Annotated in this window: 19 protein-coding genes and 2 pseudogenes; 4 read left to right on the top strand and 17 right to left on the bottom strand. The window is 45.1% G+C overall.

What is annotated here, in order from left to right; genetic code table 11:
• Positions 1–46: 46 nt before the first annotated feature.
• The 5 genes and pseudogenes from H6F68_RS08935 to H6F68_RS29775 all read right to left on the bottom strand — a co-directional run bounded on the left by H6F68_RS08935 (position 47) and on the right by H6F68_RS29775 (position 5,600).
• Positions 47–1,636, bottom strand: a complete 1,590-nt coding sequence (locus H6F68_RS08935) for a hypothetical protein (protein ID WP_199299996.1) — start codon at positions 1,634–1,636, stop codon at positions 47–49.
• 434 nt (positions 1,637–2,070) lie between these two features.
• A complete protein-coding gene (locus tag H6F68_RS08930) occupies positions 2,071–4,104 on the bottom strand; it encodes a S8 family serine peptidase (protein WP_190558270.1) in 2,034 nt (677 codons plus the stop codon).
• A gap of 764 nt (positions 4,105–4,868) precedes the next feature.
• Positions 4,869–5,057: pseudogene (locus tag H6F68_RS08925) on the bottom strand (transposase); the annotation flags it as partial.
• A gap of 21 nt (positions 5,058–5,078) precedes the next feature.
• The gene (locus H6F68_RS08920; protein WP_190558266.1) at positions 5,079–5,357 is read right to left on the bottom strand and encodes a transposase; all 279 of its coding nucleotides are present in this window, start codon (positions 5,355–5,357) and stop codon (positions 5,079–5,081) included.
• Between the two features lie 111 nt (positions 5,358–5,468).
• Entirely contained in the window at positions 5,469–5,600 is a 132-nt protein-coding gene (locus H6F68_RS29775) for a hypothetical protein (protein ID WP_399313363.1), read from the bottom strand.
• Between H6F68_RS29775 and H6F68_RS29305 the strand changes: the two genes are divergently transcribed.
• Complete coding sequence (locus tag H6F68_RS29305) at positions 5,541–5,666, top strand: hypothetical protein (RefSeq protein WP_277876034.1); 126 nt, start codon at positions 5,541–5,543, stop codon at positions 5,664–5,666. The genes H6F68_RS29775 and H6F68_RS29305 overlap by 60 nt on opposite strands.
• A gap of 247 nt (positions 5,667–5,913) precedes the next feature.
• Here H6F68_RS29305 and H6F68_RS08905 read toward each other — a convergent pair.
• From H6F68_RS08905 to H6F68_RS08885, 5 genes are all read right to left on the bottom strand, one after another.
• Positions 5,914–6,605 (bottom strand): IS1 family transposase gene (locus H6F68_RS08905; protein ID WP_190558262.1). Its coding sequence is split into 2 segments (ribosomal slippage): positions 5,914–6,275 and positions 6,275–6,605, totalling 693 coding nucleotides; the frame shifts between segments, so codons are not numbered across the junction.
• A gap of 180 nt (positions 6,606–6,785) precedes the next feature.
• The gene (locus H6F68_RS08900) at positions 6,786–8,705 is read right to left on the bottom strand and encodes an endonuclease (protein ID WP_190558260.1); all 1,920 of its coding nucleotides are present in this window, start codon (positions 8,703–8,705) and stop codon (positions 6,786–6,788) included.
• 652 nt (positions 8,706–9,357) lie between these two features.
• Positions 9,358–10,134, bottom strand: a complete 777-nt coding sequence (locus H6F68_RS08895) for a hypothetical protein (protein WP_190558258.1) — start codon at positions 10,132–10,134, stop codon at positions 9,358–9,360.
• 105 nt (positions 10,135–10,239) lie between these two features.
• Positions 10,240–11,037, bottom strand: a complete 798-nt coding sequence (locus H6F68_RS08890; protein ID WP_190558256.1) for a chromosome partitioning protein ParA — start codon at positions 11,035–11,037, stop codon at positions 10,240–10,242.
• A 21-nt stretch (positions 11,038–11,058) separates the two neighbouring features.
• Positions 11,059–11,559, bottom strand: a complete 501-nt coding sequence (locus H6F68_RS08885) for a hypothetical protein (protein ID WP_190558254.1) — start codon at positions 11,557–11,559, stop codon at positions 11,059–11,061.
• Positions 11,560–11,739: 180 nt separating this feature from the next.
• Between H6F68_RS08885 and H6F68_RS08880 the strand changes: the two genes are divergently transcribed.
• The gene (locus H6F68_RS08880) at positions 11,740–12,186 is read left to right on the top strand and encodes a plasmid mobilization protein (protein WP_190558252.1); all 447 of its coding nucleotides are present in this window, start codon (positions 11,740–11,742) and stop codon (positions 12,184–12,186) included.
• The gene (locus tag H6F68_RS08875) at positions 12,183–13,469 is read left to right on the top strand and encodes a relaxase/mobilization nuclease domain-containing protein (protein WP_190558250.1); all 1,287 of its coding nucleotides are present in this window, start codon (positions 12,183–12,185) and stop codon (positions 13,467–13,469) included. Before H6F68_RS08880 ends, H6F68_RS08875 begins: the two co-directional genes overlap by 4 nt.
• A gap of 94 nt (positions 13,470–13,563) precedes the next feature.
• Here H6F68_RS08875 and H6F68_RS08870 read toward each other — a convergent pair.
• From H6F68_RS08870 to H6F68_RS08850, 5 genes and pseudogenes are all read right to left on the bottom strand, one after another.
• A pseudogene (locus H6F68_RS08870) lies at positions 13,564–14,559 on the bottom strand (IS1 family transposase).
• 767 nt (positions 14,560–15,326) lie between these two features.
• The gene (locus H6F68_RS08865; RefSeq protein WP_190558248.1) at positions 15,327–15,821 is read right to left on the bottom strand and encodes a hypothetical protein; all 495 of its coding nucleotides are present in this window, start codon (positions 15,819–15,821) and stop codon (positions 15,327–15,329) included.
• Positions 15,818–15,994: a hypothetical protein gene (locus H6F68_RS08860; RefSeq protein WP_190558246.1), complete on the bottom strand. Its 177-nt coding sequence runs from the start codon at positions 15,992–15,994 to the stop codon at positions 15,818–15,820. The genes H6F68_RS08865 and H6F68_RS08860 overlap by 4 nt, the downstream gene beginning before the upstream one ends.
• Before the next feature lie 403 nt (positions 15,995–16,397).
• Complete coding sequence (locus H6F68_RS08855; RefSeq protein ID WP_190558244.1) at positions 16,398–18,248, bottom strand: alpha-amylase family glycosyl hydrolase; 1,851 nt, start codon at positions 18,246–18,248, stop codon at positions 16,398–16,400.
• Between the two features lie 40 nt (positions 18,249–18,288).
• On the bottom strand, positions 18,289–19,998 hold the full coding sequence (locus H6F68_RS08850; protein WP_199299995.1) for a GMC oxidoreductase: 1,710 nt from the start codon (positions 19,996–19,998) through the stop codon (positions 18,289–18,291).
• A gap of 373 nt (positions 19,999–20,371) precedes the next feature.
• Between H6F68_RS08850 and H6F68_RS08845 the strand changes: the two genes are divergently transcribed.
• A complete protein-coding gene (locus tag H6F68_RS08845; RefSeq protein WP_190558242.1) occupies positions 20,372–20,932 on the top strand; it encodes a 3'-5' exoribonuclease domain-containing protein in 561 nt (186 codons plus the stop codon).
• Positions 20,933–20,954: 22 nt separating this feature from the next.
• On the opposite strand, the gene H6F68_RS08840 is transcribed toward H6F68_RS08845, so the two are convergent.
• The gene (locus H6F68_RS08840) at positions 20,955–21,548 is read right to left on the bottom strand and encodes a hypothetical protein (RefSeq protein ID WP_190558241.1); all 594 of its coding nucleotides are present in this window, start codon (positions 21,546–21,548) and stop codon (positions 20,955–20,957) included.
• Positions 21,541–22,482: a CBASS oligonucleotide cyclase gene (locus H6F68_RS08835; RefSeq protein WP_190558239.1), complete on the bottom strand. Its 942-nt coding sequence runs from the start codon at positions 22,480–22,482 to the stop codon at positions 21,541–21,543. The genes H6F68_RS08840 and H6F68_RS08835 overlap by 8 nt, the downstream gene beginning before the upstream one ends.
• Between the last annotated feature and the right edge of the window lie 247 nt (positions 22,483–22,729).

Here is a 22,729-nt window from a genome sequence, read left to right as displayed (position 1 = left end):
AAGTAAGTTCTTTCTAGCTTCTGTCAGAATTTGCTCTAGCAATGCTCTAACGGAGTAAATCGGTTTGGGGCAGTAACAAGCTAAATTCATCAAGGTTTTGGATTGTTGGCCAGGACTGAAACTGTGCCTGACGTTTTACGTTCAATCGCATGAGTCGATCCAACTGCTCGGTAGCAGCAATTGTCTTAAATTCATCCAAGTAAGACTGAATTTGCCTTTGGACAACGGTTTTCCACTGGTCGTCAGGAAGATCCCACGTTTTGAGAAACTGTTGCTCGGCAGTACATTGGTCGAAGTTAGTTGGATCACAAGTCCGTTGACCAGCAGCGACGGTTCTAACTTTGTCAGCAAAGTCAGTCGGGACACTACTAACTCCATTCGTAATCGTACCAGTGGTAATCTGATCAGCATATTGTTGCAGGCTAGAGCGCTTTTCAGAAAAGACTGGATTTTTGAAGTCCACCATCAGTAAAGCAGCGATGAATTTATCATTCACAATCTTGTTAGACCGCATCTGTGTCAGCATAAAAAGGTCTTCTGCCGCTGGAACTGGTAAAAAGAACGAAAAGTAGGTTGAGCCATTCTGTTTGTAGAGCGGAGAACCGTTCGGTTGAGTGAAGTCAGACTGAACTAATTTGAAGTTATGGGTATTGAGGTAATTGTCATAGTCTTGTCGCTTGAAGGTGATGGGTGGGATAGTATAGCTGAGGCTCAAACCCGTTTTAAGCGCCGAATCCCATAGGAAAAAATCATTGGGAATGCCAGAAACATCACTGTTCGCTGGGCTAGTATTGGCTCCATCGCTTTGAATCTGAGTTGAAGTCAGATTAATGGTCGTGTTGGTGATGAGATGGCGCAACATCTGGTTCACATCACTAAGCTGAACGGTTCCTCCCTGAGTTTTGAAGCGAGCGCGTAACCAATTACGATAGTAGGTCTGGAATCCACCACGAACGACCTGCTCCAAATCCTGAGCACCACTCAACTTATTAAAGAATTTTTCTTGCGCCACGGTTAGTGGAACAACCAGTGGTGAAATACGTGCCAATTGAGAGTGCCAATTGTTCCAGGGAGGGGCTAGCTCCTTCATAATCACCACGCCGTTGCGGTGACAATCAAAACATCCCTGTCCTATACTCTGACCTGTCTGTGCCATAGCCGAATCCCCTGCCCAACTCCAAACCTTGGTAGACGCACCACTGGTTTCTCCTACTTGTTCCCGAAATTCGTAGAAGTTGTATTTATTGGACTGAGGATTCCATGCGACTACTTGCAGAAAGCTAGAGTTTCCACCGGAGGCTGCACTTAAGAGAATCTGAGCACTGGTTTGACTTGTTCCCCAAGTGAGAACATAGCGCAGGTTGCGGGGTTCCTCACGAGAAGCAATTGTAGTCGGAATTTGGCTACCCTCTCCAACCAGGTAATTCGCTTGTTGCAAGTTTAGTCCACTACCCGCAACCGTAGTAGCGATCGCATCGACACTATTTGGAAACAATCCTTTGCGGAGAATTGCAGCAGCAAATGGATCATTGAGTGTCTGGGAAATTTCCTGATCAGTCATGGGTGTGACACACGTATCTACCCCATCGACGAAACGGTAAATTTTGCCCGCCTCTAGTGAAGTACAACTCTGCATGGATCTATTGAAGAAGCGCCTTCCTTCCGGGCTGCTCAGAAAGGTGGGGTGACTTGTCTTCAGATAACTCCGCAATCGGAAATCACCAGTTGTAAATTGTGCGTGTTCAGCAGCGAGAGCATGGCTCTGGAGTAGATCAGCTAGCAGATAGGAACTGCTTAACAGTACTACGAGTAAAACCAAAAAAATACCAAGTTTTGCTAAACCAAGCTTAGGCATTAGCCTTGTTGTTCTTCTTATCACTATGCCTCTCTTTGTTACTTCAGCACCTGCTACTCAAATGCTCAGACGATTCGGGCAACAGATGGAGTGTCTACCCACCATTTGCGATATAGGAATGGTTCCACCGACAACAAACAGCTTTAAAGGCGATCATCAGTCCATCCGGCTCAAGGGCAGGTTAAACTCGGTGATCGCTCTTTCCTATGCGATGTCTAAGATGATGAAGATGTAGCTACCTTGGCAAGTAATCGCCAGGAATTGAGCCGGCCTACATCCATTCTCCAATTGTCTACCACACTTATAATCCAGGTTCCCTGTATGCTCTTACCAACAAAGGCTCGCAATGCAGGTAATTCCAAAACCGTGTAAACCATGCGGATATTGTCTGTCGAATTACCCTTATGGTCATGAAGTGTTACAGCAGTGCCATCTGGGGCAGTAATATCGATGCGTAAATCACCAATGTAGGTGTGAGTCAGATCAAGCGCGATGCGGATGTCATTAATGGCCCCATTTTCAGAGATTTCTATTTTGCTAAAAATAGGACTATCTGCATCTGGAATCTCTAAACCTGCTTGAACCTCCTGGTCAATAGTTATTTCTGCCTCTGGAAATGCTGATTTGACTGCCCTGGCTGCATTGACCTTACCATGACCGAACCAAAGACTAAAACCATCGACGAAATCACCAGGTTCATTAACGGGCGTTTCTGATTCAATTTTCAGGTCTTTATCAGCTGTTTCCTGGAGTAGTCTCTTTACTTCTAAAGCTGTCAAATTAGGATTATGGGAAAGAATAAGCCCACATACCCCAGCAACCGTTGGAGTTGCGCTTGATGTCCCACCAAAATCAGCCGTATAGCGAGATCCCTCTGTAAAGTCTGAGCCAAAATCTTCATTATCAGTTGTTACTACGCCACGACCCCGTGGAACAAACCGTCGCAAGTCATCAAAATTGTTGCTTGGCGCACAAACACAAACCTCACGTCCCCACGATGAGTAAGCTGAACGAGTTTTGAGCGAAGTCGAACCACTAACGGTAATGACATCTGGATGCGCAGCAATCCAGCGATCAATTGGCCCACTATAACGTCGGCGCACTCTATTGCCATCAATAAACTCGTAGGTTTGCGTGTTATCCAGATCCTTGATCGGACAGTTATTATTACCAGCCGCTACACAAATAACCAGCCCTTTACCCCGTCGCCCTCCAGTCCGTGTTAGTTCCGACAAAACATCTGAAAATGCTCGACTAAGCGGGGCATTGGCAGGGCCATAGCCCCACGAGCAAGATACAATGTCTGCCTCTCTAGAGATTCGGTTGAATAGCTGAATCATGGCAGCGTCATCAAACTGTAATGGAAAACGGACTGCTAGAAATGCGCAGCCTGGTGCTACCCCAACTGTGCCTTGTCCATTAATCTCCGCCAAGGCAACACCAGCACAGGGAGTTCCGTGATAATCATCTCCCTTTGGCAAAACATCGTCTGTGAAGAAAACAGTTCCACTATTGCTTTCAAATGCATTCAATTTCCCTACAACTTTGCCATTCCCTTGAAAATCAGGATGACTTAAGTCAAAACCATCATCCGCTACACAGATAACAATGTCTCGTGAACCAAGGGTGATTTCCCACGCTTCTGGCGCAAAGATACCTGCTTCGATCGCCAAATCTGTATCATTTCGCGGAGAATGTAAATGCCACTGCTGAGGAAACAATTCATCTGCTGGAATAAACGCAAACCGCTGGAGCTGGCGAACTAAATTGGGCTCAGCATACTCTACATCCTGTCGAGAAGCTGCTAAATTAGCCGTTTTGAGAGCATTTCGGTTCGTTGCGTTAGTCACCTGAACGAGTAGCGTGTTTTGCCCCAGATCTTGAACTACTTCCAGCTTCTCATACCGCAAGAACTCATCAATGATTTGCCTTGAAGTTTCAGGTTTGAATTTAATGAAGAAGGAGTCAGTGATCAGATATTCAGAATCGGCTTGCCCTGGAGCCCGATAGACATGATGAACTACATTATCTGATTGGCGTAATTGAGTCATTGAGCGATCGCGATCCCCTAATACAGTAGCTCGGATTAAGTTAGGACCAACTTGATTTACTTCCTCTAAAGAAACTCCTACTTCATCTGCTGCTGCCCGTGCTGTTTCTGCATTAGGAGTTTGCAACGTAATGTCACTTTCTGTTCGCTCAATTGGAATCTTACGTCCACCTTGCCAAAAGTAATTATCGTTTACCATATATTTTCTATCTCCAAGCTAATACGGCAGCGGTTTTAAACTAAAGGAATAAACTGCACCCGAAGTCAATTACCTATCACAGGTTTAGTTATTGCTGGCAACCACTAAATCTGTGAGAATGTGTCGTAGATCTAATTTGCTTCTGCAAATTTTGGTTCAAAGGTACATAACAGACAAAAAAATTTCTTAAAGATGCTCACTAAAGTTCCTTGGTTAAAGACTGTTTAGTTAACGATACTATCCTAAGATAATTGTTTTTTTAACCTTCTGTTAGTAAAGCTTAACCAAGCAGCAGAGCAAGCTATTCTTAAGGTATTTAATTGCTTCTTACTACCTAATGAGTATACCAAAGAACTTTTAAGAGTCACTAAAGGCGCTGATTACTTATATGTACTATAGCTATGGTCTCACTTGATAATCTAAATAAACAATTGTCAGGTCTTTTTTTACAAATCAGATAGCCACAAAAGCCTCGGCTAGGATGGAATTGGACGATTGTCGTATCTTTAAATTTATCCTAAAGGGAGCTTAAATTTGATGAAAGCATATGCTTTTTATCATAAATCATCGTATTTCTTCTAATAGAAGAGGTGTAAAGATTGTTTTGAAAAATTTTTAAAAGTACTAGGAAGAAGTTGAATAGCAGCTATCCATTGTCATATTTTTTATAAAAATGAAATAATAGCCAGAATATTTATGTGAGCCATGGTTGAGCAATAACCATTTTTTCTACTTCACTCTAAGAAAGTGTTTGTCAAAGGTCGTTAAGCAGTGCTTGATTCCCATCTCCGTCGATTCTTCGTTAATCGCCGCAGCATCAAGCGAATCATGACCACATAAATCATACCTTCGTGATTTTTCGGTAAGCGCTCATAGTCATAAGTCAGGATACGAGGGTTTTCTAACCAGGTCCAAGTGCGCTCGACAATGCATCGTTTGGGTTCCACCTGAAAGCCTTGGCTCTCCTCAGGATGTTAGCTAATCTCAAGCTCCACTTGCCGTTCCCCAAACGCTCGCTGAATCAGAGTTGCTAATCGACCTCGATACCCTTTGTCTGCCAGAACTTTGGCAATCCTTTCGTAAAGGTCTAACACCCACAGCACTACCGCAGGGGCCGCTTTGAAATCAGTTGTATTGGCGGCAGTGACATAACAGCCTAAGACGAGGCCTAGCACATCGACAACAACGTGGCGTTTGCGCCCTTTTACCTGTTTGTTGCCATCCACGCCCTGCCCTTCCTCCCTTTTTGTCACAGTTTGACCGACTGGCTGTCAATAAGGGCTAAACTCGGTTGAGCCTGACGTCCTCCGGAACTCGCACTTGCTGCACGAGTGCCTGATTCATTTGTTCCCAGAGACCCAATCTCACCTACAAGCGATAGTAGCCATAGACTGTTTGCCTTTCTTGCATACCCGAAGGGTTATGGCTGGAAAATCATGGGGCAAGTTACGCCATTTGGTGCCCTTGTCCGCTTGGTAGAAGATGGCATTCAACACCGCACGCAAGCTGACTTCTCGGAGTTTACCCACGGGTTTCTGTGGCGGCAATATAGCGTTTCCTAGTCTACTGAGGTACGGTAGCAACAATGAGCAAACCAGTTGCGGATATCCTCTAGAGAGATTTGAGCAAATGCCTCTTGAATCGCTTTGTCCAAGGCTGCATAACTTCCAGCTCCCACTGAACGCAGCAAGCTCTTCAACTTCGATCAGCAGTTTTCAATGGGTGAGAAGTCGGGGGAATAGGGAGGTAAATAAATTAATTTAGCTTGGGCTTTGTGGATTAATGGGCGTTGCATAATAGAGGGAGGAATCAAGCAGGAATCGGGACATCCCAAAATTTCAAGTAGTGAAGTAACAAGCGGATTGAATGTCTTAGCATTTCTTCCGATTTGGAATAGCACAATGTTTTGCGATGTAATCGGGATAGATAGTGCCGCAATCGGGTATTCTCACCTTCGACTCGAGTCATATAGGTTTTGCTCACAATCTGATCTCCCGGTGGAGTAAATCCTGGATAGACACTCCAACCATCCGTGACATAGAAATAACACTGCCATGCTCTCACAACTGTCCACAACGGTTCAAACGTCTTGGCACTATGGTCACCTAACACCCAACCTAAGATGCCTGCTCGAAAGTGGTCTACGGCTGTCCACAACCAAATTTTGTTTTTTTAGATCCTACAAAGGTTTCGAGTTCATCCAGTTCTCCCACCTGTGGTGTTTCTCGTGGATCATATGCATCCAGCAAGAGTTCTCCAACTTGTTTAACCCAGTAAATGACAGTTGTATGGTGAACACCTGTCACTCGTTGGATGCCTTGGAAACCCATGCCATTAACGTACATGCGTAAGCATTGCTGCTTGATGTCATCACCATATCCTTGAGGTGCGCTATAGCGGTCAATGAACTGACGGCTACAACTGACACAGATGTAATTTTGCTTACCTCTTCTCTTACCGTTCTTACGGACATGAGTAGATTGGCATTCTGGACATTGCATTAGAACTCATCCCAATTCCTCCCTCCATTATGCAACGCCAGTTTTTTGCGATCGTGATTCTCAAAGCAGTTCGAAACCCGGAAACTACCTCTTGAACAGCAATGGCGAAAAGCTATCATCTTGAGCGAAAGCGCGTATGAAACAAAATAGGACTCTATTTCGAATACTACTTACTTGCGTTTAACCAAGCCCTAAACGAAAGGCGATTTTGTTGCCCAAATCTGGGAAATCGATTAGTGGGTTGCGATTACCTTGCTTCTCAAAGATTGCTGCGTTTCTATGCTTTTCATATTCAGTGGGAGAATTAGCATTATGCCATTTTAGCAACGTTTCTATCCGCTCTGCCTTATACTCCCGCTCCGTCTTATTAATCTCTCCCGGGTAGCGAAGCAGAAAATAGAGCGTTGCTCGGGTAACCTCTCCCTTCCCTTTACTTGGCTCAAATTTATCCCCAGAAAGCTTCCCACAACTATCTCGAATTGCTTCCCTTTCCTCATAATCATCAAAATCAAAATAGGGATAATTGCTACGGAAGCTATTGCACGGTATCTCACACGCAAACAGATGGTGTAGGTCCCCTCGCATAGGCTCAGCTTTGCCAAACCAAGATTGAGGGACGACGTGTTCACAGTTGTAAGGTAAACTTGCCTCTAGCAGGTCAAGTTCCTTTTTGTACTGCTCCTGAGTAAGCGTTGATTCTTTTAACTGAAGTTCTTGAGTTCGTAAAGCTCGAAGTTGATCAATCTGGAAGTCCTCGCGAATTAAATCTTCTGGGTCAAATGCTTGGCCGGAGTAGATACTGCGGAGTTTTAGGTCAGGGTGGAGATCAACCCATGGGTAAAGAACACTACTGGGTTTATAACTCAGCCTTTTACTATGAGTACGTGTTAGCAAATTATTTAGCTCACGGTAGAGATCCTCTGAATCAAGGAAGCTTACTCTTCTTGTTAGGTCTCTGTAATAATTGTCCCGATTTTGCTCATCTGCCACTTCATCGTAGTACGTTCGCCTAGAGGCTTCTCTAAACTCTTCTAGAGCTTCTTCTAAGCTACGGGACTCAATAATTTGCTGCTTCCTTGTGTCATCATTGCTCAATGTTGAAGTTGAGCTAGCAATCGCAGGCTGACCTAATTTCACGCTAATCTGAATTGGAATTGTCCACGTTACAGTACCATCACTACTGGTAGCTTGCGAGAAGTTAACAGAGCAAACACCCTCCTTTTCAAAAGGACGTTTTCTAGCAGGGTTGGGTTGAGATTCAAGCATTTGGTTCCTCAACTGTTTTTGGTCGCCTGAAAGACGTTGCTGCTTAACATGCTTAATAATTCGGCTAATTCGCACCCCTTCGTTAGCGAGCCAATCAACCCGCTCTTCTCCCTGATCCTCCGTCCAAATTTTGCCGTCTATAGCAAGAATTCGCCCTTGGCGATCTCGCTTTGGAACACCTGAGTGATGCAAAGATACAACTTCCCACTGATCATTAAATACAGGTGAGCCTGATGAACCTGGAGCCGTATCCGTTTGGTAATGCAGAAAATCTTCTAATACATCAATCAGTTGGTTCTCCCGCAGCGCTAATTGCTTACTCTCTCCGCTAGGATGCTGAATAATACTAACGTACTCACCTACAATTACCTTACCTTCTGCCTCGATCAAACGATTCCAACCAAACTCGCTCAAATTTAAGTTATTGAGTGCTTCATCTCTGACAGCAACAAGGGTGTAATCAAGGTGCTCATCTGTGAGAAAAAATGTTTCAGGATCGAGATTGAACACTACCGAGTGTAGGGGTTGCCCGTTTGTACCATCTTGATAGTTAAATTCAATTTGACTAAATGACGTCAGTTGATGACTTGGTAGGACGTGGTGATTTGTTAATAAAAGTTTGGGGGAGACCATAAATCCGGTACCGTAGCCTTCAATTCCTCGGTCGGAGGACTGGATGCGGATACGTCCAACAGAGCGGGCGGCTTGAGTACCAAGCTCCAAATAATTAATACTCATCAAGTCGCTCTTAAAGATAATTCGCTCTAAGGAAAAGTTATCTAAATCTGTACGAGTAACTACCACTGGTGGTACAGGATTAAGCTCACCTTTCATCAAAACTTCGGCTGTGAACGAAGGAACTCCTAGTCGCTTCAGCCGCTTCTCAACTCGTTCTGGAGTATCAGCTTGTAGTAATAGTCCAGCCCTAATTTTGTATTGATTGTCCTCGCGAGTGTCCTCACGATTGTTGTACCTACGCTCAGTAGCTCTGAATCGTGCAGTATCAATTCTCATACTTATCTCACAACCTTAGCTCCCTTAAAACATCTCAAAACATATAACCGAGGAATAAGGCTTTTTCTCCTTACCTGAAATAGAAATGCATAGTGAAAATATTGCGAGCCCTTGTATTTGATAAAAACATAATGAAGTGATGCACTCGGTAGCTCCTATGGGATTTACTACATAGATTTTATGAACTGATTAAAATAGTCGCGCCTTGAGGCTTAGAAAGGGTTTATGAATTACCCGCTTGAGATCAGGCAATTTAGGGCAGGGCACCTAGGCAATGCTGTTTAATAACTTGCTATGAGCATTTTTTCTATTAACTTTAGGTCTAATCAATACTATTCAACCCCTTGATCTGATTATTGTGCATCACTAACTTGGGTGAAATATTCTCGTCTCTTCTATGTTTTGTCTGAAAGTTGTAGAGATATGTAACTTGTGGAGTTGAAGTTGTAGACTTCCATCTCGACAAACTCATTTAATCCTGAGGTGAATATTCTAGCCAGAGAGTACATTTTGCGTTGCGGTCTTCGTTGCAACGAATCAACCGTTGCTTATTATCAGCCCGGTTAATCAACTGTTGACTGATGGTGTACCAATCCTGGTTGCCAAACTCTTGAACAGCACTTACTCGTCCCTGCTGAGTGCCTAGCCAATAAGCTGACCCTGCCACTACTACTAGGGCGATCGCCGTGGCACTACTGGCCCAAACCAAACCCTGCCAAAAGACATCGCTTAGATAGAGATTGCGAGTGCGGACGAGTTCCTGGCTCCAGTCCCGTGCAGCGGTGGCATTGATCTGATTAATCTCTTGACGGTACGCCTCCACCTTCTTTTTCAGTACTACATCCACTGACTGAATGGCCTGGTCGAAAGCCGCATTAAAGGTAGACCGAAACTCAGGCAGCAAAGCTTTGGTGTCTTCCCCCCACTGCAACCGAATGCCTTCGATTTGAGCCACAGAGTGATTCAAATTAGATTGGATGCTGCCATAGACTGTGGCGGCTTTACGAAACGATTCATCCGCCGCTGATTTCATTGCGGCTGGAATCTCTCGGAGAATCTGGACATAGTATTGCAACGCCACTAAGAAGGGGTGCATCGGGTCATTGGTTGGGATGCCCAACTCTGCCATCAATCGCAAGATGAACTCGCGATCGTCCTTCTCTAACTGGTTGAGCAGTTTGTCGAGAACTGTATTCCCTGTGAGAATTGGCTTGTGGTTGCCGTTACTGTCAGGAGTGCTGCTAGCCATTATGGATACTCAATTAAATCCAGAGTTGTTAGATTGAGCTGCCTTACTTCTAGAACTGAAAGGCAATGTGGTCGCACCCTGAATCTCTTGTTACTCTGCCCGTCTCTAGGCCAACCCCAAAAACTCCGCAGCTTTGAGGAATTCTGCTTCAGCTTCATCTAAAAAAACTTTCGCTCGACGGCGATCGGCCATCGGCAACCCACTCTTCGGTTGCAAGGCGTCACTGAAGGTTAGGTTTTTATCGTCCAGGACATCATAGGTACTGTCATAAAGGTCGGGGAAGTTGAGAATCACACCCCCTGTTTGCAGCACCAGCGCCTTCGTCTTGCTGTGGTCAAAGCGGCTGAACTTTTCTGGTTCTCCAAAAAAGCAGTTCTTCAGCACCACGTGGTCGGCGCGATCGCCACAGTACTCCATCAGCGTTCTGAGGGAGTTGATGCTATCTTTGACCCGACTTAATACACTGACCATTGTCAGTTGATACCCGATTTCATCCAAGAAATCGAAGAGCTTCATCTCTCGCTCAAAGCGCTCAAAGAGTTCTCCTCCACCTGCCGGAAAATCAATCAGCACAATCTGGGTTGTGGGAGATTCCAGACTATTGAGGAGTTCATCAGCTCCGCCTCGGACGCTTAAATCAATCCGGCTCACACCCGCATCAGAATCAAAGGCAGACGAAAACGCTTGGTTGTAATGCCGATGCAGTTGCGCGTTGCGGCGATCGCAATCAAAGGCCCGAGTGGGGATGTCTCGCTGGATGAGGATGTCACCCAGAGCCCGAGCAACTGTGCTTTTACCGTTGCCACCCTTGTCTGAGGTGATTCCAATCATCCGTTTCGGGTTCAGTTGCTTAGCTGGGGGTTCAGCAACTTGAGGTTGAAGTTTTGTCGTTTTACTGGCCATTGCTCCACTTTTTGTATTTGTTTAGAGGTCGTCATCAGAACGCATTTCTTGAAAACCCTGCTCGTTAGTATTCGTTAATAGCGGTTGCATCTCACGCTCCAGATGAGGTCGTGTTTGCTCTTGAAGTGGTAGCCCTGATTGTTGCGATCGCGGGGAGGAAAGAACGGGAAGTGAGTTAGTCTTTTTTACCTTAGTAGGCTTGGAATCTAAAGCAGGGATTGTGGGTAGGTCGTGTTGGGGGTTGAGGGCTCGGCTCTCTTGTAAATACCGCTTCAAAGTATTTAAGGTTAGGTCAACGCCTTCCGCCTTAAACACATTAACGATATCTTCTAAGGTGTAGCCCGACTCCTGCGCCGCTTCGATTTTAGGTCTGAGCCGGAACACTAACTCTTTTACCTGCAAACCCTTAGGGTTTTGCACCAGGTGCTCTAGTTTTGAACTCAACTGGTTCGCGGTGCTCTCGGGATAAATCTTCGGCGGCTTGCCCATGATGACCTCAGTGAGTCCTGTCCAAATCGCCATGACTCCGATGGAACGCTTCTACTACTCTTCTAACGAAATCACTTAGAGGCTGACGGCTTCAGAAGGTGGTCTTAGCAAAACTTTGAATTTGGACTTGAAGTTTCTGCCCCCGAGTCTGCCGAAATCCATCCAGAAGTGTTAGTACAGAATTCTGATGGCTTGGTGGCGAGTTGGAGTTTTATGCCTAACTTTGAATCGATGGATCAGGCGATCGCAGAACTCAAAGGTGAGATTCGAGAGACTTTAGGAGATTCTGAGCTAAAGGAACGGAGAACGATCGCCAAGCGCTTTTACGTCACTGAAGCGGAAGAACGGCAACTAGAAGAGCTGCGGCAGGGGATTAACCTCTCAGCTTTTGTGCGAGCGAAAGTATTCGGGTCTGGCATTCCTCGACCTCGGGCGATCGCCCCTCAAATCAACCGAGAAGCCTACGTTCAACTCGCTCAACTCAGAGCTAACTGCAACCAAATGGCGAAGGCCATGAATATAGCAGTTCAGCGAAACAGAGATTTACCGTTCACTCCTGCTTACCTCGAACAACTGGAACGGCTGGAGAAACTGCTGGTAGAAATCGGGCTGCAATTGAGCCCAGGCAAGCATACCAATCAGGAGGAAACGGACGCATGATTGGGAAGACGTTGCAGAATCACAACTTTAGAGAAACGACGCAATACGTGCTCGATAAGGAAGCGGCGCGGTTACTGGGAGGCACCGTAATGGGGTCTGATTCGGATACCATCTCGCGAGAATTTCTCTTGTCACGGAACTTAAACCCTCAAATTGAGCGACCCGTTTATCACCTGATTGATGCCTATAGCTATGAGGACGCAGCAACTCAGGATTTAAGTGACGAGTTTTTGAAAGATAGAGCGATCGCTCGCTTTGCGGGATTAGTGGTATCAGCACGCAAACCAGAATTGCTACGACGTGACGACAAAACTGCATACAAACAGCAGGTGAATGAGTTTCTTGAGTCGGAACTATACGAGTATCAATGGTTCTGTGCCGTCCACGAAGATACGAAGCATCGGCATACTCATTTTGTGGCTAGTCGCATCAATCTGCTGGACGGTCGAGCGATTCCAACCTGGCAGGATCACGAGCGCAGCCAACGTATCTGCCGAGAAGCTGAAAAGGAGTATGGACTTCAACCTCTAAAAAGCTCTTACGAAATCGAACGGCGATCGCCCACTCGAAGACAAGCGGAAGCGTGGCAGAAAACTGGGGTTCCACCTGTGATGGTGCTGATGCAAGACGCTGTTGACCAAGAGGCAATTCCAGGGCGTGACACGGAGCAGTTGCAAGAGGCGTTGCTGCAAAACCACGGTATTTCAGTTAGGTGGGGCGATCGCCTCGGCAAACCAGGCATCATCTTTGAGCAAGTGGACACTAAAGGCGAAGTTGTCAGGATGTCAGGGTCTCAGCTAGGCCGGGGCTACACACTCCCAGGACTCCAGCGGCGACTAGAACGGGAAAGCGATATTGAGCTGCTTGGGGTTGAATCGATAACTGAAGGGATGGTTGAGCCTGACCCACTTGAGGATATTTTGAGGATACAAAACGAATATGTTCATCACCTGGTGCCTCAAGTTCAAGAAATATGGAACAGGGAGAAGGTGGGCAGAGACAAACTCAAGGCTTCTTGCAGCCTTGAGGACTACCAAATCCGCTTAGGTGAGGAAGGTCAACCGGAACTCTTTCACCGCGATCGCCTAATGATGGGCTACTCAAAAGGTAAATACGAAGGGTATGGCTTAACGGAGGAAGATTGCTTGGCGATCGAGCAACTCAACGAACGGTTACACCAGCAAGCTCTGTCACAGCTACTAGGCCCGGAAAAGCAGAAGCAGAAGCAGGCATGCAATCCAGCCGAGCGATCTCACTTGCAATCCCGGCATCTCGAACTCTGATGGCAGCAATCCTGCTGAATCGGGTAGCGATTCAGCAGGATTGAGAGTCAACTAATTTCTGCCGTCACCAGTCCCTACTTCAGGCACTGGTTTTCTAAAGGGTGAAGGAATGAAACCCACGACTGGTTAGGATCTCATTCATCGAAATCGAACGACTACAGTACCCCATTGCCGTTGCCGGAGTCCTGTTTTTTCCCAATCCCCAGTGCGGTCGCACCCAATTATGCACCAATCGTTGAACGTCTAGCACTCTTTGCAACCCCTCGACTCGCTTGGCATACAAATTCTTCGTCTGCGATAAGCACTCGCACGCCTTCTCAAGGCACTATTTTGGGCTTCATTGTGATTGGCATGAAGTTCATGCACAGGACTGAGCGCGGTAAAAGGATGCTCCACCTTCATCCACTCCACTCGTTTGTGTCCCTGAGAGCCCTTAATCTTCATGGCCACCTCTAACCCTTGCCGCCAGACTTTACGTCGTCCGTAGTCGGGGTGCACCTCCCCCGCTTTGAGACGGACACTGGCAAGCTTCCACAAAGCCTTGCCATAGCGTCGTTCTCCATCGCTAAACCAGCGGATAAAGTCAGTAGGTTTCGCCCACTCCCAAGCCTTCTGGGTTCCTCGCTCAAACAGTTCACTCGTTTTCTGTCCAGCTTGGGCATCGACCCAATAGCGGCTTTCACGCTCAATGAAGTGAATCGTCCACCCTGGTGATTCACCGGGGGGGAAGGTTCTCGCCGACGCGAGTATACACCTCATCCCCTTCGAGGGTGACATCAGTTCCATCAGGCGCAGGCGGAGACCATTGACTTCCTTGCTGAGCGACTCGGCGTTCCCAGCGAATAATCGTCGCATGGGATTTGCCAAAGGAGCGTCCCGTCGCCCGCACTCCTAATCCTTCTGTGCGCACATTGATCGCTGCTGAAACCACCAGTGCCGGGGTTCTCAGTTTTGCCATTGGGGTATGGGTTCGTTCATTGAATCGTTTACCGCAAGTGGAACAGAGGTATCGCTGCTGAACACTTTGATCTTGCAACTTGACTCTGCCGTTTTTCACGGTTTGTTCGCTCTGGCAATGGGGACATCTCATCAGTTGAAGGTCATGCACTGTAACTATCCTAGCAATCACCCTTTAGAAAACCAGTGCCCTACTTCATACCGCAAATTTCAGAGCCCCCGAGCGAGCAGACTGTTCTGTTCAAGCAACTGGGTTTCGCATTTCCCTAGCAAAATAACAAAAAACAATGCCTTGCCACAGCCTGGCCGAAAGGTATCGTGATCGCGCACCCGTCCATCGCCCCATACACATCAACTGTATGAAGTGAACATGCCTCATTAATGCGAGCAGTTGTGTACAGGTAGATACCAAACAACACCCGATCGCGCTCAGCCGGCAATCTTTCTATATGAGAGAGCATCGATAGAGAGGCGATTGCTTCCATCCCTTCCCCTTTTCTAACCCAAACCAGCGACCGAAACAGCGTCAAATCTAAATATCAGCACCACCTTGCCCTTAAACAATCAAGTGATCTCCCAGGGCGAGAGGATCTTGGCTTGGTCGTAGCGGTTAATTTTCACAGCTGAAGCAGTACAGGTGTTCAGCCCATTCTACATTAGGTTAAAGACTAATAAGTTAATGTGTCAACCTCAAACACTTATTCTTCCGTAAGTCCGGATCTTGAGATTGGGCAAACTTAAGGAAAACTTATCATTGAGAAGTATCTAGGACTGAATCTCAAACGATTTTTCTGTCGATTCAGATTGTCATTGGTAGAATTGTTTTTGGAGAACTAAAGCCAGAACTGGCGATCGCACTCAGGTACGTAAACTCCATTCAGGCGCAAATCTGTTAGCCGATCAGTACCATGCAACAATCATCGGCAATCGGGGTGGCTTCAGAGCACCATGATGCAGCAAGGTCAGCTTCAAAATAGCATCCATAATCTGCTCAACCGATGCTGGATGTCCTTCAGAGCGCACTGTTAGGCGAATTGGATAGAGAACCCCAATTCTGTCACTGACTTGGGTCGTGACCAGAATGGCCTCATGGCTGGAGAGTTTCAACCCAAGTCCGCGAGTCGAAGCCGCAATGCTACGCCCTCCTTCCGAGTGCGATCGCGGGAGGTTGTAGAGTCTTGACGTACCCGATTTACGGCACTCAACCAGAATAAACCGAGCTTGGGCCGTCGCTGCCCAGTTCAATAGATGAGTAACTCCTTCGCCACAGAAGCGCCCATCTCGGTAGATTAAAACTGTCTTCCCTCTCAACGTACCGGGTGGCAGTAGCGCCTCCAGAAACCATTGAGGAATTTCTTTTCCCTCGATCGCAGCATCTCCCGACTCTGTGCTCAAATAAATTCTCCTCGGTTGCCGTACAAGCAGACTCCGGCACAGGCATTCATACTGCCTGACAACCGTCGCTTCTTGGAGCACGCCACATCTAACCTAATAAACACATCAGCAACCTGCAAGGGTTCTGCGAGAACGAAAGGAATGTTTCCTGATTTCGCCAGCACTCTCAGCATCACCTGATTCAAAACGTATCAAGTCTTTCTCCGAAGCGTCTCTTCATAGATGAACTGACTAGCAATCTGGCGGCGCAGTAGCATTGAGTAAATACTGTGGCAGAGGCTGCCGCTCTCGTCATCGTCACAACTGCGATTGCTCTGAGGTAGGAATACAAACATGATGTCCGGCTTGATCGTCATCAACTCATCCAGTTTGGTCTCTAGTGTCGCCCACCCTTCTGGACTGTTGGATTGGTTGGACAAGAACGGAATGACGCTCTGACATTCAAGAACAGTACTAACATACCAACTTATGACCTAAAGTTCGTAATTCTATAACCAATTATTTGTTAAAAATTTGTAGAGATTTTGAAAGGATGGAAAGCTCAAAATCTGCTCAGTGAACTACTAGAAATCTGGTTTACGGCTTTAAATAGAAAATCTTGCCCCAATGGGAACTGATCAATAGGTTTTTAGCCCAAAAGTCTTTCACTTCTATTGCTGTATTATCTAAAAGATTATTCCAGGTTCCATTGTCTGAAAAAGGAACATCAACATACTGATTGGTTGATGAAAAATTAATTACAATAATAAATTTTTCAATCCTTCCAAGAAGATCCAATCCCCACCGGTGGTAAATAACAACATCTTTTTCAGTATGAACACCATACCCTTCCTCATTGAAAGAGGTTTGATAGGATTCATAAGTATCAGGGTAAAAATTAGACGATCTAATTCCAGGATGTTCTTTACGTAATCTAATAAGATTTCTATAAAGCGAAAACAATTGACTACCAATTGCATCATCTTTGAATTGGAATCTTACAGGCCGAGGAACAACTCGACCTGCGCCTACACCCCCTGGTAAAAAATAATCATCTCCAAACTCCTGCCCATTGTGAATTAAGATAGCACCAGGAGAAGTGAGTAAAGCTAGCACAGCAGATTGAGTTTTATACCAATTTTCACGTCCTCCAACGCGATTGGTGACTGTCGAGTGGTCATGGTTTTCAAGATATATACAAGGACCTTTTCCCGGATAAAAGTCTTTATTTGTATTGAGAACACGCATTAAATTCGGATTGGTTGATTCTTGTGCAGCCGCCTCAACTACATCATAGAAAAATCGGTCATACCAGCAACCTGTTGCATTTACTCTGTTTACAATATCGATAGATAAATATCGATTTTCAGTCAAATGTTCCAAAATCAATGAAATATTCTTCTCATTTGTTTGAGAAAGAAACTGATTAATATCTGCTATGAGCTTTCCAAAACCTTCTTTAATCATGCTGCTTTCTCGGTAGAAACCCAGCGTATAGTCGAATCGAATACCGTCAATTTTAAATTCTTCAATCCAATACTTACATACATCAAAAATAAATTGTTGAACACAAGCATTATTGTAATCAAGCTCGTTATAAACGTCATAGGGCGTCTCTTCAAAACTACCAACGAATGGTGATTCTTTTGGATTTTGATAGAGCCAGTAATAACCAAATCCCTCAACGAATCGTCCGTCACCTCCATCGTCAGCAACGACATGATTAAAGACACCATCCAGAATCACATGAATACCTTTTTCGTGAAGTAAGCTAATTAGCCGCTTCAATCTATCAACACGATCTGTTGGGCTACTATTGTCCCGTATGTAACGATCTTCAACTGAGAAAAAAGCGTATGGATTGTAGCCCCAGCTAAAGTCTTGTTCTAGCCAGGCTGTCCAAGGCATGAACTCAATTGCATTAATCCCTAAATCTTCTAAATAATCAAGTTTTTCCTCAATAGCATCAATAGGTACCTTTCTTTGACGGTAGTTAGCGGTGAAATCATCAATCATTAACTCGTAAATTATTAGATCTTGCTGAGGAAGCCTTCCAGCAATTGGCTTAACCTGCTCAGAGGAACCAACAACAAATCCTGAATTTCCATTTGATTCATATTTAGTACAAGGATCATGGCACCATCGGGTACTGCCATTCTCAAAAGTTACAAAGAATTTGTACTCATAATATCCATCTTGCAAATCTCTATTTATTGATACTTTATACAAAAAACCATTTGGATGGTCTTCTTTAACTAATTCTGGCGCAGACGATATATCCCAATCTGTTCCACCAATCTGATGCTGAAAGTTACCAGCAACAACAATGTTTTGGATGTGTGGTTCTCCCCCCCTAATATACTGAGTTAGATCTTTCTGATTATCTGGAAGAAAAAGTGTGAAGCTAACCTTAGAATTAGCAACCGCAGCCCCAAATTTTTCGTACATCTTAGTTAAGAATGAATTGATTTAGAAATACCAATGTCAATTAACGATTTACAACTGCCTCAGCAACTTTACGAGCTAGCACTAATCCGATCAAAACAGGGTTGGCTGAGCCAACTGTTGGGAAAATGGATAAGTCGGTAACATAGGCATTGTCTATATGATGAAAACGGCCATTTTCGTCCGTGACCGAACTTCCTGGTGCTCCCATCCATAAAGTGCCAGATTCATGATGTGTTGTTCCCAAACCATCACGCATCTGCTGGCTAACAATACTTAATGATGGTGGCGCAGCCTGCCAACCTCCGTTATAGAGATATTCGATGTTGTTTGAACTACCAGCCATTTTCTGAACCAAATCTAGCGCTGTCTGATCCATTAAATTCCACAAATTACTGTCGTTAGGCGTTGTTACAAGCTGTACCCAAGCACGAGACGAGCCAAATTCATCAGCTTCAAAGGGGCTAAGATTAATCCAACTTCCAACATTATTAGGAACCAACGAAGATTTGTTGCCTTCCATTTCACCTAGACCTCGTACAGTCATAGCAACCCAGTCCGACTTTTGTGCATCCAAGATATTGGAAAGAAGATCAAGGTCTGGGATCATTCTAAAAAGCAAGTCATCGGATGCAGAGGTCGGTGATGCAGATGCAGTGAACTGCAAGTGGAATCGTCCTTGAGGGCTTGAGCCACGAACAAGCACCGCAGCGGTCTCAAGTTGAGTTGGAAGCGTGGCTGCGATCGCGGATCTGCGAATACGCACAGTTATATTTGTACGGAGGTGAGCCATCAGATTGCGCCCCATTAAAGGAGTGGGAAACGACAACAATGCAACTCGTGTTGACTCAATTGCACCCATAGCCAAAACAACAGCACAGTTTGGAGTGACAGGGAGGAGCTTACGCTGTCCAGCTACATCTACCTCAATGGAATTGACAAAACCTCCACTTGCATTTAATCGGATAACGTGTACACGAGGGACAAGGAATAATCTCCGAGATGAATCAGGGTTACCTGCCGCTTCTCGAATTGCATCTACCAAAATCGGTGCACTACTATATTTGTCGAAACTGAAAAGTCCCGAAGCTGGAGGTGCACCCTGCACTGCTAGGGGCGCTTCTTCAACTGAATCAATGTTTGTCACAGTAGGTCCAACTGTAGTCAAACGAGCTTTTAATGCTGTATACAGTGCTCCTGTAATGAAGTCAGTACTAGGGGTAACACCTATTTCACTTTCAACCATTGAATAGGTAGCATTCAGATAACTTGAAAGTACTGGCGGCCATAGTGCCTGATCTGCTGGAGTAAGCCGTGGTGTCCATCCACCCCAGTACAGCGATCGCCCTCCTATACAATATGCCAAACCAGGTGTAGCTTGATTGCCCCTCCACGGTAATCCCCAAACTGTTTCTCGTGGAACGCCAGGATCACTGGGAACAGAACCAGGAACATTAAGACCAATTCGTGCGAGATTCTGTACGTGTTCTGATACCAGAAAACCTCCAGCCTCTAAAACTAACACACGCTTATTGCTTGCTGCTCCTTGCCGATAAATTTTTTGTGCACAGTAAGCACCAAACATGCCTGCCCCTAAAACAATGGCATCAAAAGGTGCTCCACCATTGTTTACTGCTTCATCCCAGGTATTGCAGATATAACGACCAAGGACATCATGGGAAAAAGTGGTTTCTTGTACAATCGTTGGTTGATTATCTTCAACTAGCTTATTCAGCGGCATGTGATTATCCATGTCTCATAATGTTTTCACACTACCCAAACAAGCAAAATTGCTTATTCAGATTCTGTCTGTTATTAGCCTGAAGTTTTTCACAAGAGTTCTATAGGAAGGCTAAATAAAAGATTTTTGTAGAACACCCTAAATTAAGTAGACAGCCTAAGTCTTTACGCAATATACGCTAGCTTAGGTCTTTAGACCGAATCTTTTTGCATGTTTTCAGATTTCTCTAGGCTTCTTTACAGATGAGGAGTTGAACAAAAACTTTGAAGACTCTGATGACTAGGGAAGATGATCTAAAGTTGGTAAATTGTTGCGACAACCTTTATCGCTCCCCCCACCGGCATGTAGAGTGACTATTATTTCTACTATCTAGTTGCCAAGACTTATGGCTGAAATTTATGTAAGCACTGATATTGAAACAGATGGACCTATTCCGGGATGCAACTCAATGCTTAGCCTTGCATCTGCCGCATATCTAAAAAGTAAAACTTTGGTTGAAACTTTCACAATCAACCTTAAACCTCTTCCAGAAGCGAGTGCTGATCCCAAAACAATGGATTGGTGGAGTAGCCAGCCCGATGCTTGGCAAGCCACTCAAGTTGACCAGAAAGATCCTTTAGAAGCAATGCAGTTGTATTCAGATTGGGTACAATCCTTGCCTGGAACTCCTGTTTTTGTCGCCTATCCTGCTGGTTTCGACTTTTTATTTGTTTACTGGTATCTAATCCGGTTCACTGGTGAAAGTCCATTTTCTCATTCAGCCATAGATATCAAAACATATGCAATGGCATTACTCAAAACTGAGTACGCTCAGGCTGGTAAGCGGAGTATGCCAGAGCATTGGTTTGATCCTCTTCCACACAAACATGTTGCTTTAGATGATGCGATCGAGCAAGGGGCCTTGTTTTGCAACATGTTGGCGGAGAATACTCGTCTTGAAGCGTGACCCCACCCCTATTGAACTTTAATCAAGGTTGAGCAGGAGGCTTCTTGCTGTCTCTCAACCACATTTTGAGCCGCAAAAACCACAAAGGTGCATAGGGGTTAACATCAAGTTCTTTACTTAAAGCTACTTTAAGTAAGTGCCACTGTTTGAGAGGGAGAAATTGCCGCTCTGATATTCCAGGTAAATCACGGGTATCAAAGTAGGACTCCTCCAGAGAATTAATATCGTCTTCAGTTAATTGGTTAGCCTTGGCTTCTAGGCGCTTTATCTTATACCTTATCTTTGCGTAGTGATTTACTGCCTGAGCATGTGCAGCAGCTTTTTCAGCAGGCTGCCAAGCCAGGAGGATAAGACTCACTGAAAAGTTGGCTGTCGCAGTAATGCCATTCACCCACTTGAAGGTATCAGGTGACATGCCTATAGTACGTTGGAGGAAATCGTCTGAAATGAAAGCGATCGAGAGTAAACAAGCTGAGAAAATTAGCAAGAAGAAATTTGTTGCTGAATTCCACCAAGCATAATCATCTCGGAGCTTACTGTGCATAGTGGCCATTTGATTAGCTCGGCGATTCATTGCTTTAAGCTGTTCAGTTAAGGAATTGCTAGGGTTACTCATCGCCAAGCCACTCCTGCCATCTTGCAATTGATCTTTGTGCGTCTGCCGTTTCTATTTGTTGCGTCAATCGGGACAGCGATTCGGAAGCTTGGCGACGTTGTTGGCTGTTGGCTGCCCCAAGATAATCATCCACATGCAGAGACTGCCCAGTGCGGTCTGCTATGGGCGATTTAACGAAGTTTATTGAGGCACGGCACATATGCAGCAACATCTCTTTGTGAGATGTACTACCTTGGTAATCTTCAAAAGCTTTAATAGCTAACGATTCAGTGTGGTAACCTGATAGTTTTATTTTGCGGTCATTAATCAACCCCTTAAACAACTTAATAATGGGAACTACTTTCCCAGAATTAGCTTGATTTACTTCAGTTAACTTACGGGCAAAAGCAGATGGGCGAACAACGTTGCTCCACTGTTCGGGATTCCTAGTGCTTATAATCCGAACTCCCGAAGCGGTTCTTATAGCAGGTAAAAGTTGCAACTGAGTACCATCTGGGTAGGAAACCGTTACTGCCAAGTTACCAGATGAAACTTCAACTCCAGCTACATTAGACAATGCAGCTTTTATTTGAGCTTCAAAATGCCTTAGCGCCTCTTGGGGTGAACTTTGGGCTAGAGAAGTGTTATTGACTTGAACCAATAGATCAACATCGCTCAAGCCATTGACGTATGTATATTTGCGAACTGAGCCACCAAAAGCTAGATCAACAGTTCCTTCTATCCCCTCATTAATTGTCTCTTTTAAGGCATTAATATATGCCCACGTCTTTTGAGGATCTCGTTGGTTAATCTCCTTCAATGCCTCACGAAGCAAGTCATTGGCTTGAACATTGTAGGACGATTCATCAATACGCCCTCCAGCCTGTTGGACAAGCCGATCCACTCCTGCAGAAGAACTCCTTGGTACATAACCTGAGCCACCACTACCACCCATCAACTTCCTCCATCAACTTCAACACCTAATAGCTCGACCAAAGATAATACTTTCATTATGAGGTTTTGATTTATCGAAAATTCGCTAACCGCTCCTGTCCTACAAAACCTTTTCATTCCCCTGGTTAAGTTTTCAGAAAGTGTTTGTAAAAGTTAGTTAAGCAGTTTTAGAGTTCCATCTCCGTCGATTCTTGGTTAATCGTCGCAGCATCAATCGAATCATGACCACATAAATCATGCCTTCGTGA

It is taken from the genome of Trichocoleus sp. FACHB-262 (genome assembly GCF_014696035.1).
GTDB lineage: Bacteria > Cyanobacteriota > Cyanobacteriia > FACHB-46 > FACHB-46 > Trichocoleus.
Note: the sequence above shows the minus strand (reverse complement) of the source record. Positions and strands in the feature narration are given on the sequence as shown.

Excerpts from the sequence above, each read along its gene's own strand:
- H6F68_RS08935 (WP_199299996.1), bottom strand. The coding sequence starts at position 1,636 with ATGCAGAGTTGTACTTCACTAGAGGCGGGCAAAATTTACCGTTTCGTC.
- H6F68_RS08930 (WP_190558270.1), bottom strand. The coding sequence starts at position 4,104 with ATGGTAAACGATAATTACTTTTGGCAAGGTGGACGTAAGATTCCAATT.
- H6F68_RS29305 (WP_277876034.1), top strand. The coding sequence starts at position 5,541 with ATGGGGCAAGTTACGCCATTTGGTGCCCTTGTCCGCTTGGTAGAAGAT.
- H6F68_RS08900 (WP_190558260.1), bottom strand. The coding sequence starts at position 8,705 with ATGAAAGGTGAGCTTAATCCTGTACCACCAGTGGTAGTTACTCGTACA.
- H6F68_RS08895 (WP_190558258.1), bottom strand. The coding sequence starts at position 10,134 with ATGGCTAGCAGCACTCCTGACAGTAACGGCAACCACAAGCCAATTCTC.
- H6F68_RS08890 (WP_190558256.1), bottom strand. The coding sequence starts at position 11,037 with ATGGCCAGTAAAACGACAAAACTTCAACCTCAAGTTGCTGAACCCCCA.
- H6F68_RS08885 (WP_190558254.1), bottom strand. The coding sequence starts at position 11,559 with ATGGCGATTTGGACAGGACTCACTGAGGTCATCATGGGCAAGCCGCCG.
- H6F68_RS08880 (WP_190558252.1), top strand. The coding sequence starts at position 11,740 with ATGCCTAACTTTGAATCGATGGATCAGGCGATCGCAGAACTCAAAGGT.
- H6F68_RS08875 (WP_190558250.1), top strand. The coding sequence starts at position 12,183 with ATGATTGGGAAGACGTTGCAGAATCACAACTTTAGAGAAACGACGCAA.
- H6F68_RS08860 (WP_190558246.1), bottom strand. The coding sequence starts at position 15,994 with ATGCTGAGAGTGCTGGCGAAATCAGGAAACATTCCTTTCGTTCTCGCA.
- H6F68_RS08855 (WP_190558244.1), bottom strand. The coding sequence starts at position 18,248 with ATGTACGAAAAATTTGGGGCTGCGGTTGCTAATTCTAAGGTTAGCTTC.
- H6F68_RS08850 (WP_199299995.1), bottom strand. The coding sequence starts at position 19,998 with ATGGATAATCACATGCCGCTGAATAAGCTAGTTGAAGATAATCAACCA.
- H6F68_RS08845 (WP_190558242.1), top strand. The coding sequence starts at position 20,372 with ATGGCTGAAATTTATGTAAGCACTGATATTGAAACAGATGGACCTATT.
- H6F68_RS08840 (WP_190558241.1), bottom strand. The coding sequence starts at position 21,548 with ATGAGTAACCCTAGCAATTCCTTAACTGAACAGCTTAAAGCAATGAAT.
- H6F68_RS08835 (WP_190558239.1), bottom strand. The coding sequence starts at position 22,482 with ATGGGTGGTAGTGGTGGCTCAGGTTATGTACCAAGGAGTTCTTCTGCA.